This is a genomic window from Microbulbifer elongatus (assembly GCF_020524885.1).
Taxonomy (GTDB): Bacteria; Pseudomonadota; Gammaproteobacteria; order Pseudomonadales; family Cellvibrionaceae; genus Microbulbifer; species Microbulbifer elongatus_A.
Genome location: NZ_JAIVKJ010000005.1, coordinates 84132 through 97371, shown reverse-complemented (window position 1 = coordinate 97371; position 13240 = coordinate 84132). Strand labels below are relative to the sequence as shown.

At 55.7% G+C, this 13240-nt stretch carries 10 protein-coding genes; 5 read left to right on the top strand and 5 right to left on the bottom strand.

Features of this window, described 5'->3' with window-relative positions:
- Nucleotides 1-222 precede the first annotated feature (222 nt).
- Nucleotides 223-489: a hypothetical protein gene (locus LC059_RS16045; RefSeq protein WP_226704886.1), complete on the bottom strand. Its 267-nt coding sequence runs from the start codon at nucleotides 487-489 to the stop codon at nucleotides 223-225.
- A 221-nt stretch (nucleotides 490-710) separates the two neighbouring features.
- Between LC059_RS16045 and LC059_RS16040 the strand changes: the two genes are divergently transcribed.
- Nucleotides 711-1703: a rhodanese-related sulfurtransferase gene (locus tag LC059_RS16040; protein WP_226705023.1), complete on the top strand. Its 993-nt coding sequence runs from the start codon at nucleotides 711-713 to the stop codon at nucleotides 1701-1703.
- A gap of 184 nt (nucleotides 1704-1887) precedes the next feature.
- Here LC059_RS16040 and LC059_RS16035 read toward each other — a convergent pair whose 3' ends face one another.
- Together LC059_RS16035 and apbC are read right to left on the bottom strand one after the other, a co-directional pair.
- On the bottom strand, nucleotides 1888-2277 hold the full coding sequence (locus LC059_RS16035; protein ID WP_226704885.1) for a hypothetical protein: 390 nt from the start codon (nucleotides 2275-2277) through the stop codon (nucleotides 1888-1890).
- Nucleotides 2278-2316: 39 nt separating this feature from the next.
- Complete coding sequence (gene apbC, locus LC059_RS16030; protein ID WP_319005122.1) at nucleotides 2317-3477, bottom strand: iron-sulfur cluster carrier protein ApbC; 1161 nt, start codon at nucleotides 3475-3477, stop codon at nucleotides 2317-2319.
- 232 nt (nucleotides 3478-3709) lie between these two features.
- Between apbC and metG the strand changes: the two genes are divergently transcribed.
- Complete coding sequence (metG, locus tag LC059_RS16025) at nucleotides 3710-5749, top strand: methionine--tRNA ligase (protein ID WP_226705021.1); 2040 nt, start codon at nucleotides 3710-3712, stop codon at nucleotides 5747-5749.
- Between the two features lie 47 nt (nucleotides 5750-5796).
- A complete protein-coding gene (locus LC059_RS16020) occupies nucleotides 5797-6774 on the top strand; it encodes a D-2-hydroxyacid dehydrogenase (protein WP_226704884.1) in 978 nt (325 codons plus the stop codon).
- 4 nt (nucleotides 6775-6778) lie between these two features.
- Here the strand turns inward: LC059_RS16020 and LC059_RS16015 are convergent, their stop codons facing one another.
- Entirely contained in the window at nucleotides 6779-8395 is a 1617-nt protein-coding gene (locus LC059_RS16015; RefSeq protein ID WP_226704883.1) for a M28 family peptidase, read from the bottom strand.
- Nucleotides 8396-8477: 82 nt separating this feature from the next.
- A complete protein-coding gene (locus tag LC059_RS16010) occupies nucleotides 8478-9557 on the bottom strand; it encodes a hypothetical protein (RefSeq protein WP_226704882.1) in 1080 nt (359 codons plus the stop codon).
- Nucleotides 9558-10047: 490 nt separating this feature from the next.
- On the opposite strand from LC059_RS16010, the gene LC059_RS16005 reads away from it, so the two are divergent.
- Together LC059_RS16005 and LC059_RS16000 are read left to right on the top strand one after the other, a co-directional pair.
- The gene (locus LC059_RS16005; RefSeq protein ID WP_226704881.1) at nucleotides 10048-12660 is read left to right on the top strand and encodes a zinc-dependent metalloprotease; all 2613 of its coding nucleotides are present in this window, start codon (nucleotides 10048-10050) and stop codon (nucleotides 12658-12660) included.
- A 268-nt stretch (nucleotides 12661-12928) separates the two neighbouring features.
- Nucleotides 12929-13219 carry a DUF883 family protein gene (locus LC059_RS16000; RefSeq protein WP_226704880.1) on the top strand — a complete coding sequence of 97 codons (291 nt, stop codon included), beginning with the start codon at nucleotides 12929-12931 and terminating at the stop codon, nucleotides 13217-13219.
- The last annotated feature ends 21 nt before the right edge of the window (nucleotides 13220-13240 follow it).

Here is a 13240-nt window from a genome sequence, read left to right as displayed (position 1 = left end):
ACATCTGCAAACTGTGGCGGCCCGGTGACCGCGATCAGTTGGCACCGCCAGGGCAACTTTCCTTGCTGCCCGTTGGCGGCGCCGCGATTGGGTAGTGCTGTTACACTGTCGCGATTCCCTTCTATGTATAACCATAGCAGGCCATTCCAAACCTGCTTTGTGTGGCGCCGGTTATTTGAAATCGCACTGTCGGTTTCTGGTCACGGATATTAAGAGCCCGGCTCAGGGCGCCTCCCAGCTCCCACTTGCTTCCGCGGGACCAATAAAAGCCCCCACCCCCTCTTCCTTGAGCGCATCCAGCGCCTCCTGTAGCGCCTCGTCGTCGGTGTCGAAGGCGTCCTCCCACACGGTGGTGTTGTTGTTCTCGTCGACAATCTCAAGCAACCAGCCGCCCTCATCATCGGCGTAAATGTCGATATTGACGGTGTGATTGCCATCGCTGTAGGCGCGGCTCAGGGGAGAATCCTGGGGAGTGATGTCATCGGCCATGGGGAAAACCTCGCTGGCAACCGGAGCGGCAAGTGAACAGGTAGTGAAGTTACGAAAAGCCCAGCACCCGTGAGTGAACCACGAGTCAGGCAGCACTTTTCGCTGTCGAAAAAGTGTACGACAGCCCGTAGTTTTTTCGTTAAAATACGCGGCGTTTTTTTTCTACCAAAACCTATGCCCCGGATTTACGCTCCGGTCTGCAAAAGGACACCAAGATGAATATGCCCACCGACGTCGTGGTCTGTGCACTGTACAAATTTGTCAGCCTCGAAGACTTCGAATCCCTGCGCGATCCCCTGCTCCAAACCCTGCTCGACAACGAGGTGCGCGGCACTCTGCTGCTGGCCCGAGAGGGTATCAATGGCACTGTAGCGGGCAGCCGCGCCGGTATCGACACCCTGCTCGCCTACCTCAAGTCCGATCCGCGACTGGCAGAACTGGATTACAAAGAGTCCCGCACCGCGGAAATGCCTTTCCTGCGCAGCAAGGTCAAACTCAAGCGGGAAATCGTCACCATGGGTGTGGAGGATATCGATCCGCGCCGCACCGTGGGTACCTACGTCAAACCGCAGGACTGGAACGCGCTGATCTCCGACCCGGAGGTCCTGCTGATCGATACCCGCAACGACTACGAGTACCAGGTCGGTACCTTCGAGCACGCGGTGAACCCCAATACCACCAGCTTCCGCGAATTCCCCCAGTATGTGAAGGATCACCTGGATCCGCAGAAACACAAAAAAGTGGCCATGTTCTGCACCGGCGGCATCCGCTGCGAGAAATCCACCGCCTACCTGAAAGAGCAGGGGTTCGACGAAGTCTTCCATCTGCAGGGTGGCATTCTCAAATATCTGGAAGAGGTTCCCAAGGAAGAGACCCTGTGGAAGGGGGAGTGTTTCGTATTTGACGATCGCGTGACGGTGAACCACGACCTGGAGCGGGGCAGCTACGAGCAATGTAACGCCTGCCGCATGCCGGTCACCGATGAAGAGATGCAGTCCGAACTGTTTGAACAGGGTGTGAGCTGCCCGCATTGTCACGACTCGGTATCCGAAGCGGACAAGGCCCGCTTCCGTGAGCGCGAGAAGCAGATTCAGCTGGCAAAAGCCCGCGGTGAGGATCATCTGGGGCACGATGCCAAGGCAACCACCGCAGCCCGCCGCAAGCAGAAACAGGAACTGCGGCGGAAGCAGGCTGAACAAGCCCGCAGCTCCTGACATCTTTTACCTTTCGGCCAGGCTCCGCCGAAGCCACCTCCCAGCGTTTTAACTGGGAGCTTCGGCGGAGTTGGCTTCAGGTGCAATGGCGCCGCTGGACAGTAGCTGGTTGACAGTAGCTGGTTGACAGGAGCTGGTTGACAGGAGCTGGTTAACAGAGAGTGGCGGGAATTAGCAGGGCGGACTAGCGGGAAGCATCATCACCGGTTTCGGGCGAGGCAAGCCACTCCAGCGCGGCGTGCTCCGAAACAAACTCCACTATATGCATTCCCTCTGCCTGTGCAGTGCTGTCGATGACCACATTGGCATTGTGATCCGGCGCATGCAGCACCGCCACCTTGCCGTGACTCAACCCCTGCAGGTGGGCGGCAAAAGTGCCAAAGAACCGGCGTTCTTCCATCGACAACGCAATTTCCGCATTGCGCACATCCACCAGCAGCATCAGGGGATGCAGGTGACCGTACTTTTCCGCCACCTGACGGGCGGAAGCCATCTTGTCGGAGAGTTCGACGCGGTCAAAGAAAACCGCAGTGACAACCCGTGTGTCTGAATTAAATCGAATCTGAAAGCTCAACTACTCACACTCCTGAGCCGCCAGCCCTGGGGCAGCTGGTCAGCCCATATCTATCTCAGGCAATGCCACATCATCAGCCGCCAGCCAAACCTGTGCCGCCGCTTTGCGTGCAATCTCTTTATACAGCACGGCAACGTCGCCATCCGGCTCCGCAGCCACAGTGGGCTTGCCGCTATCTGCCTGTTCGCGAATCGACATCGCCAGCGGCAACTGCCCCAACAGACGGGTACCGTACTCCGCTGCCATCTTCTCACCGCCGCCAGCACCAAATATCGGTTCTCGGTGCCCACACTTGGAGCAAGTATGTAGGGCCATATTTTCCACGATGCCCAGTACCGGGACCGAAACCTTGCGGAACATCTCCACACCCTTTTTGGCGTCAACCAAAGCCAGGTCCTGCGGCGTGGTCACGATCACAGCACCGGCCAACGCCACCTTCTGTGACAGGGTCAGCTGGATGTCGCCGGTGCCCGGAGGCATATCTACCACAAGGTAATCCAGCTCACCATCCTCCCCGCCTTGGCCCCAAAGGGTCTGGGTCAGCATCTGGTTCAGGGCACCGCTGGCCATGGGTCCGCGCCAAACTGCCGGGGTGTCCTCGGTCAGAAGGTAACCGAGGGACATGGTCTGCAAGCCCCGCGCCGGCAGCGGTACAAAAAACTTCCCGCCTTGCACCTCCGGTCGCAGGCCCTCGGTGCCCAGCATTGTGGGCAGGCTGGGACCGTAGATGTCTGCGTCCAGCAACCCTACCGAAGCACCTTCGGCAGCCAATGCAAGCGCGAGGTTCACAGCAGTGGTGGACTTGCCGACACCGCCTTTGCCCGAAGCCACGGCGATGATATTTTTCACCGCCCGCAGAGATTCCGGCACCTCACCTGACTCTGTACGCCCGATATCGAAAAAAAGATCAGTCTGGATTTGGGCCCCCTGCAAAGGGCCTTCTGCGAGCAGTGGCTCGCAGGCCGTACGGATACGCTGGGCCCAGGCTTCCTGCTGGCTCGCACAAGGGTACCCGAGGGTGACGCCGGTGAACACGGTTCCATCATCAAAACCCACCTCAATATCCGCCTCCAGTTGGTCCAGGGGAAGGCCGGTAGCCGGGTCCTCAAGCGCGCCGATGACTTCCGCCACCCGCTCCAGCTGGGCCTGCACTTCGACGGGGATGTCTTCGTGGTCATGTTCGTGGTGGTGATCGGTCACGTCACTTTCCTTACTGGTACTTGGATCTGGCCCGCATTGTGGGCAAGCCCCCCGGGGAATACAAGCGTGGCCACCGCCCTCGCCGGGTGCCTTGCAGCGCCCATATCTGCTATATTCCGCGCTCTTTTTTCGGCCGCGGGGCTATGTCCGTGCAAAGCCAGCGCATAACCATTGCATCGCCGGCGGCCGCCGTTTTGACTACCAATCCGTCTTGCAGCCTTTGGAACCCATGATGTCTCAAACCGACAAGCAGCCGAGAAACATCCTCGTCACCAGTGCCCTGCCGTACGCCAACGGCTCGCTGCACCTGGGCCACATCCTCGAGTACATCCAGACCGATATCTGGGCCCGCTTCCAGCGCGCCCGCGGCAATCAGTGTCTCTACATGTGTGCCGACGACGCGCACGGCACCGCCATCATGTTGAAGGCCGAGCAACTGGGGCTGACCCCGGAACAGCACATCGCCAATATGCAGGCGGAACACCAGCGGGACTTCAACGATTTCCTAATCGGCGTGGACAACTACCACTCCACCCACTCAGAAGAAAACCGCGAGCTGTCGGCGATGATCTACAAGCGCCTGCGCGCGAACGGACACATTGCCTCACGCACCATTACCCAGGCGTTCGACCCGGAAAAAGAACTGTTCCTGGCGGACCGCTACATCAAGGGCACCTGCCCGAAATGTAAGACCGAAGACCAGTACGGGGACAACTGTGAAGCCTGCGGCGCCACCTACAGCCCCACCGAACTGATCAACCCGGTTTCCGTGATCTCCGGGGCGACTCCAGTGGAGAAGGAGTCCGAACACTTCTTCTTCACCCTGCCCGCTTTCACCGACTTTCTGAAACAGTGGACCCGCTCCGGCACCCTGCAGGATGAAGTGGCTAACAAGCTGTCCGAGTGGCTGGACGAAGGACTGCAGGAGTGGGATATCTCCCGTGACGCGCCCTACTTTGGTTTCGAAATCCCCGACGCTCCGGGCAAATACTTTTACGTGTGGCTGGATGCGCCGATCGGCTATATGGCCAGCCTGAAAAATTACTGCGATGCCAACAACCTGGACTGGTTGGAGTACTGGAAAAAAGACAGCACTGCCGAGGTGTATCACTTTATCGGCAAGGACATCGTCAACTTCCACGCACTGTTCTGGCCAGCCATGCTGGATTCCGCGGACTTCCGTACCCCCGACAAGGTTTGTGTGCACGGCTTCCTGACCGTCAACGGCAAGAAGATGTCCAAGTCCCGCGGCACCTTTATCAATGCGCGCAATTACCTGGATCACCTGAACCCGGAATACCTGCGTTACTACTTCGCCGCCAAACTTACTGCTGGTGTAGACGACTTGGACCTGAACCTGGAAGACTTTATCGCCAAGGTAAATTCGGATCTGGTGGGTAAGGTGGTCAACATCGCTTCGCGCACTGCCAAGTTTGTGAGCAAATCCGGCGGCGCCCTGTCTGCTGAGCTTGCTGACAAAGCCCTGTGGCAGCAGTTTGTCGAAGCCGCTCCGCGTATCACCGACCACTTTGAAGCGCGCGAATACAGCCGCGCCACCCGCGAGATCATGGCGCTGGCGGACGCGGCCAATGCCTGGATTGCGGAAAAGGCACCCTGGTCGCTGGCAAAGGAAGAAGGCAAAGAGGAAGAAGTACTGGCGATCTGCTCACAGGGCGTAAACATGTTCCGCGCGCTGATCACCTGGCTGTCACCGGTACTGCCGGAAACTGCCAAAAAAGCCGAGGAATTCCTCGGCGTGGCCCTGGACTGGAATTCGGCAACTACCCCGCTCGCCGGGCACACCATCAACAAATTCAAGCCACTGATGCAGCGGATTGAAAAGACCCAGGTGGAAGCGATGCAGGACGCGGCGAAGGAATCCCTCGCGCAGTTGCAGGCAGAAACAAAAGCAGCGAGCGGCCCACTGGCGGACGATCCGCTCGCCGATCAGATACAGTTCGACGACTTCGCCAAAGTGGACCTGCGCATCGCACTGATCGCCAACGCGGAACACGTGGAAGGTGCCGGCAAGCTACTGCGCCTGACCCTGGACCTGGGTGGCGAGACCCGCAATGTATTTGCCGGCATCAAGAGCGCTTACAGCCCGGAAGACCTGATCGGCAAGCACACCGTGATGGTCGCCAACCTGGCACCGCGCAAGATGCGCTTTGGCGTGAGCGAGGGCATGGTGTTGGCGGCAGGCCCTGGTGGTAAAGACCTGTGGATTCTGGAACCCCACGCCGGTGCACAGCCGGGTATGCGGGTAATGTAAATACACTGTTTGCAGGAGCCTGCTCGCGGGCTCCTGCAAAAGTCACCATGGCAGGTCACAGTGGACAGCAGGAAGATAATATGCGCGGCGTATTTCTCGATACCCTCACCATGAAACTCGCAGAGCTGGATACCTCCGCACTGGAGGCTGTGCTGGATCACTGGGACTACTACGAAACCACCACCCCACAGGAAGCCGCAGAGCGCATCAAAGACGCCGATGTTGTAATCACCAACAAGGTCGTGCTCGATCGCCAGCTCATCGAAAACGCCCCCAACCTGAAACTCATCTGTGTCTGCGCTACCGGCACCAACAATATTGATCTGGAAGCGGCCGCAGAAAACAATATCCCGGTCAAAAATGTCGCCGGCTATACCGGCAGTTCTCTCGCCCAGCATACCCTTGCACTGATACTGGCACTCGCCACCCGCTGGCATCAATACCATACCGATGTACAACAGGGACAATGGAGTGATTCACCGGTTTTCTGTCGGCTGGATTACCCGGTGATAGAGTTATCTGGCAAGGTAATGGGGATAATCGGCTACGGCGATCTGGGCAAGAAGGTCGCCAGCCTCGGCAAAGCACTGGGCATGGAAATCCTGGTCGCGGATTCCTTTACCGGCGAAAAGAAAGCGGGACGTGTGCCTCTGGAAACACTGCTCGCCCAAGCGGATGTAGTCAGCCTGCACTGCCCCCTCACCGAACAGACCAATCAACTGGTAAACCGCGAGTTTCTCGCGGCCATGAAAAGCTCAGCTTTCCTCGTCAATACCGCCCGCGGTGGACTGGTGGACGAGAAAGCGCTGATGGATGCCCTGAAAAGTGGGGCTATCGCCGGCGCCGCTCTCGACGTACTCAGTGTCGAACCCCCTCCCGCGGATCATCCGCTACTCACAGTCGACATCCCCAACCTCATCATTACCCCCCACAATGCGTGGATCAGTACCGAGAGTCGCCAGCGACTTCTGAATGGAGTAATCGAGAACATCCTTCGCTGGCGTACCGGTGAACAGGGCGAATAATTTACTAGGGAGCGGATGCCTCTCCGGTAAAGGTCACACCAAAGAAATCCCCTTCATTCCAATACGGACGCTCCCCGGCATTGGCAACAGCGGAAGTAACGGCGATATTTACTCGAGCAAATTTTGCCGCAACAGGGTACCGGATATGCCCCCACTCGTCAGAAGGCTCGTGGTAATGCTCACCCAGAAACTTGTCTTTCGCCTCCTTTCCATCTCCACCAGGTCCGGGGGATAAATATATGGCGGGAACCCCCTGTTTAACAAAGCTGTACTGATCTGAACGCACAAAGATCGCCCGCTCCGGCGCAGGATCTGGCACCAGTCGAACCCCGAGTTCATCCATCACACCCGCAGCCATTTCCTGTAAATTGGAGTGTGCTGCTCCGAAAGCTACGACATCCTCAAAGTCATAGGTGAGAATAGGCATATCCAGATTGATATTGGCCACAATCTCCCGTTTCGGAACTGTCGGATTTTGCGCATAGTAATCGGACCCGATAAGCCCCTTCTCTTCCGCTGTCAACGCCAGGAAGATGACTGAGCGTTTGGGTGGTTGCTTGACCATCTGTGCCGCCACTTCCAGCATGGAGGCAATTCCTACGGCATTATCCATTGCCCCATTGTAGATGTGGTCCGCTCCATCGGTTCCGCCTCTCTTGATCCCTTCATGATCAAGATGGCCAGTGACCAGAACATATTCATGTTTTAGCTCTGGGTCTGAGCCTGGCAGCACCGCAACCACATTGTGGCTTATCAGATTCTTTTGCTTCGACTGAATTTTCAGTTGCGCCGTGAGCCCCATTGAAAAGCTCGGCACACCACCTGACTCAATTTTCCCCAATAAAGACTCCCAGCCCAAATCGCCGTAGGGAAACAATTTTTTTGTTGCCGCCTGACTCAGAACCGCTCGAGCGAGAATATTCGGTGCATCCAAATACGGCTCATCACCTTCATTGCGCCATCGCATCCGAGAATCAGTTTTGATATTGCGTGCTAGTTTCTCGTAAGCGTAGATTGCTTCAAACTCCGGCGTATACAAATCAATCGTAGCGACGGCACCATGCTGGGACGCACTTGCGGTCTTCATGCGGCGAAAATGTGCAGCCTCCTCCGACGGTAGAGATGGGTCGTTGCTTATCAGGAAAACCGCAATTTTTCCCTCTAGATCAATTGCAGCAAAGTCGTTACGACCGAAGAATGGGGATTCAACACCATACCCGACAAACACAAGTTCTCCCTCTACGTCGACGTCCCAATTCGCAGCCGTAGGGGTCACGGCATAATCAACTTCGGAAAGAAGTTCAACAACTTGGCCGTCCCGCGTAATCGTCAAACTTCCCTGTGTGCCTTCGGCCGTTCGGTACTCCAGCAATGGTACCGGCTGAAAATAGCTTTCGCCTACACCTGGCTTAAGTCCAATTGCACGAAAACGCTCTGCAACATAAGCCGCGGCAAGGTCATACCCCCGGGTTCCCGCCTCCCGCCCCTCAAGCAGATCACTTGCAAGGTATCGCACATCAGCCTCAATTCGGCGCGCCGAATCATCGGTTGCAGAGTCAACTGCCGCCAATGCAATACAAGGCGAAAACATGGTTACCGCCAATACACGAAAAAAGTCCATTTTTTATATCCTTTATAACTTTCCAAGGAGAGTGAAACGAGTCGGATATGGGTGGCGCAAAGGGCGCCACCCGGGGAACGTACTATTTACTGGCAACGAGCGCGCTTTCCACTTTTTTTAGTTGACTGTCAACATAGTCATAACTCAGCGTTTCTCCCCACTCCCTAGATGCCGCCTTCTGGAAGGCAGCCTTTGCTGCTAACAAATTTCCGTCCATACGGTTTTTTACCCCAACATCCTCGTACACCCAATGCATGAGCCTCAGCTTACGTTTCTCGGTAATAGCATCAATCCTCTGTGAAGCATCCAGATATTCCTGATCGGTAAGCTCACCAGAAAAATACTTTATCCGCGCCAAGGTGGATTGTCCCCAGTCGGAAGTGTTGGCTGCTAGCCATTCTGGTTTAGATACCAGATTGAGCAATTCATTTATGATCTCTTCGGCTTCTCTCGACTGACCTGTTTCGTGCAAAGCGATATACCAGTGGAATTTTAAACTAACGTATCGGGTCGACATCTGATCGCCAAGCGGCCATTTTTTAATCTCTTCCAGATATCCCGCATAGTCTTCCTTCTCCCACAGCCGGTCGATCAAACCCTTATCGGTACTGGCGACGGACGTGTCGACCTGCGAGAGTTTCACCTCACTGATCTCGACCTCACCACTGCCGACCAACCCCATTGCGATGCGCAAAATATCTGCCTCTTCAGGAATATCCAGCACCATCGCCGTCGCAGTCCAATCACTTGAACCAACAGGAGGGTTCACATAGGTATTATCCCAGGCCAGCTCCTTCTGCTGTTTTTCACGTTGATCCTTAGCGCTGAACGCCAACAAAACGGCTTTCGAAACATCTTTATATCGATACTTGAACTGTACCTGAACTCGACCATTCCGGTAGGGCTTGGCATCGAGGTTTTTGCGCGCTACCGCCCAGACATCCGAGCCATTGTGGTCCGACAAAAAAGTCAGCGATTTATCACTTTCAAGCTCGCCTTTACGAACAAAACTCTTTTCCGCGTTTGTATCAAACATCCACTCCCCGAATACTTCTTCTCCCTTGTATGGGGACACATAATTTTTCTTATTGTCCTCACCGGCAAACACCGAAGCACTTACCAGTACCGCTACAGCTACCCCTAACTGCTTTACGATATCCATGAGATCACCTTTTCGTATTTTCGACGGCCGGAATGCCAAGTCGAACGTCCGATTAGAGCACCCGGATAGTTAGATGACCAGAAAATGACAATCTTCAGGCACGCCGTTTTCCTTCTTGGCGCAACCTTTTACCTATTTGCTTCAAAAACGAACACTAAAAATGGTGATATCTACGCCAAATTTGAAAAAACCATTTTCCCTTACATGAGCGCACACAACCCACAAATCGTTCACTTCCTGACTTTTCAAGTTTTCGCGAGATATTCTCTATTGCTTCTAATTCTGAAAAGCTCACTAGTAGGGTCTATTTACTACTTATCAGCCCCCAAGATGAGGATCAGCCGATTTCGCTAGCAACAACATAAAGTCCGCCTTGTGCAGCAGGCTGGCCCCCGTTTCAATAATTTGGTTTACTCGAACGGTCAACAGGAAGAAGTAAGGCTGTTCAGACCCTGTGACAACAGCCCACTCATAAAAAAGGACTTCCCTCATGGCCAAGCTCGCCCACGCGGCCAGGCTGCTGTGCGCCGCCGCATTTTTATTGACCCTCGCTGCTTGCAGTAAAAGTACGCCCCCCGAAGAATCTTCCCAAACCAAAGGCGACCTCAAGCCTGTCGCCGAAATCACCAAAGAAACACAACACTTCGCCGGCTTGTTCGATTTATACCAGAGCGAAAAAAATGGCAGTCTCTACCTGAAAATCCTGCCGGAACAGCTCGGCAAGGACATTATTCACCACATGCAGGTCAGTAACGGCATTCCCGGCAGAAATATCTACCACACCATGGGAATGTACTTTCAACCACGCGTTCTTCGCTTCGAACAATACTTCGACAAAATTCATGTTCGGCAGGAGAACACGATCTTTGTTCACGACAAGGAAAACCCTGTCAGCCGTGCAAGTCACGCCAACGTCAACCGCCCCCTGCTAGCGGCACTCAAGATCGAGGCCAAAGATAAAGACAGTGGCGCGGTATTCGTCAATGTGGACTCACTGTTTCTCAATGACTCCCTGCGCCAGCTGAAACCATCCCCGAACCCAGAAGAAAAGCCCGGGGAGCGACTCGCGCTCGGTAAGCTGAACAAAGAGAAGACCCGCTTTACCAGCCTGCACAATTACCCGAAAAATACCGACGTTGTCGTCGAATATGTCTACGATAATCCTGAGCCGGTATTGCCGAAAGATTTCGGTAGCGACATCAAAGATTACGCCCTTGGCGATGAGCGGAGCCTGGCATTCAGTATTCGGCACATTTTGATTCAGGCACCGGAAAATGATTTCACCCCACGCCGGGACGATCCTCGCCTTGGCTACTTCACCGCCCTGCGTCAGGTAATGACCTCCGACAGCGCCGCCCCCTATGGCGACTTCATCAATCGCTGGCACCTGGTAAAGAAAAACCCCATGGCGGAAGTATCTGAGCCCGTGGAGCCCATTGTCTGGTGGATTGAAAATACAACGCCACTGGAATACCGCGACACCATCCGCGATGCCACCTTGGCCTGGAACCAGGCCTTCGAGCAGGCGGGATTCAAGAATGCGATCCAGGTAAAAGTGCAACCGGATGACGCGGACTGGGATGCGGGAGACCTTCAGTACAATGTGTTGCGCTGGACCGCCTCACCACAGCCGCTCTTTGGGGGACTCGGCCCAAGTATCGGTGACCCTCGCACCGGCCAGATCCTGGGAGCCGACATCATGCTCGAACTGGTTGCCATGCAAAACCGCTCGCGCATGGAAGAGATCTATGATGTACCAGCGAGTATTACCCCGCCCGCCACTGCCGGTATTCATCCAGGTGCCCAATCCCATGCCCCCATCTACATGGGTGGCGCATTTGGCACCGCGGCGCTCAACGCGATGGGAGCAGACAGCGCAACCATCGGCCGGTTCTCGGAAGAATTCCTGTATTTCCTGATACTGCATGAGGTCGGGCATACACTGGGCCTGAACCACAACTTTATTGCCAGCCAGCACCAACCGCTCGAGTCCATCTTCGACGGCAAGCGTACTCGCGCCCAGGGACTGACCGCGTCCGTTATGGATTATCCCGCAGCCAACCTTTCCGCAAGCGCGGACACCCAGGGGCAGTTCTACGATGTGGCCCCGGGAGCCTACGACCGTTGGGCCATCGAGTACGGTTATTCGCCGGCGTTAGTCGACCCCAGTGAAGAGGCACAGCGACTGTCCAACATTCTCGCTCGCTCCACCGACCCGGCATTGGCCTTTGGTAACGACGCCGATGATATGCGCAGCCCCGGTGCGGGTATCGATCCTCGTATCATGATCAACGATATGAGTGGTGATGCCATTGGCTACGCGGAAAATCAGTTCGAGCTCGGCCAGAAAATCCTGGCTACCTTGCCTGAGCGTCTGCTTACCCAGGGTGAGTCCCGACAGGAACTGGTCAACGGCGCCAACGTAGCCCTCGGCCACTACGGCAGTGCTGCACAGACGGTGTCACGCTATATCGGTGGTGTCATGGTTGACCGCGCCATGGTGGGTCAGGAGGGCGCTCACGATCCTTTCCGCCCGGTACCGGCAGCGGAGCAGAAGCGGGCGATGAAAGCACTGGAGGAATACGTATTTGCACCGGAAGCACTGGTGCTCTCGCCTGAGCTGATCAAACAGCTACAACAGCAGCGCCGCTGGTTTTTCTTCTACGGAAAAACCGAAGACCCCAAGGTCCACGACCTGGTCCTGAACATCCAGAAGTCCGTACTGGACCACCTGCTGAATCCGGTGGTTCTGAAGCGGGTTCAGGATTCGGCGCTCTACGGCAACGACTACTCCATGACGGATCTATATGCGGATCTCAATGTTGCGATTTTCGCTGCTGATGCCACCGGCAATGTGGATACCTTCCGCCAGAACCTGCAACGGGAATATGTAAACCGGTTGATCAAAATGTCGAAGCCGTCAGCAGAGGATGCCCGCCAGCAGCAGGCACAGGCGCTGGCCAGGTATTCCCTCAAGCAGATCGACCGCCAGCTCACAACGAGCGGCAATGATCCCGCTACCCGGGCGCACAAGGAATACATCCAGTTTGTGATTCGCGAAGCACTGAATCCGAATAATACCCAGGGCAACACCTCGGCCTGATTAGCTGTCGTTGCGCAAGAGGCCAGGCCCCTTCTCAGGGGGCCTGGCCTCAACTTTCCACACTCATCTCCAACTAACCCACGCAGTCTGTTCAACCTACGAAACCCACACGGCTTCCCTCTCCCCACCAGTTAACCAAATCAACTCGCGTTTCCTTATAAACGGGCACCGGTTAATACCGATTACTTGTATCAAGTACATTTGCCTGTGAATGCGCCACCACGATTCCTACTCTTTCCGCTCACCTTGTCTATCGGAGGAGAGCGTCATGGCAACTGCAAAAGCCCCAAACAGCGGCACACATTCAACCCGCGACAAGCTTCACAAGGCATATAACCTGGCTGGAGAGGCCGCCCACGACACCGCGGAGCAGGTAAAAGCCCGTGCCCACGATACGGCGGAGAACGTCAAGGTGCGCACACGAGCCTCTGTGGAACAGGGTAAACAACGCGCTCAAGATGTCGCAGAGCGTGCGGAAAACTCCATCAAGGCGCATCCTCTGGTCAGTGTGGGCTGTGCTTTTGCCGCCGGCTGGCTGATCGCGAAGATTCTGAAGTAGCTTCGGTCCGTTACTGGGTCC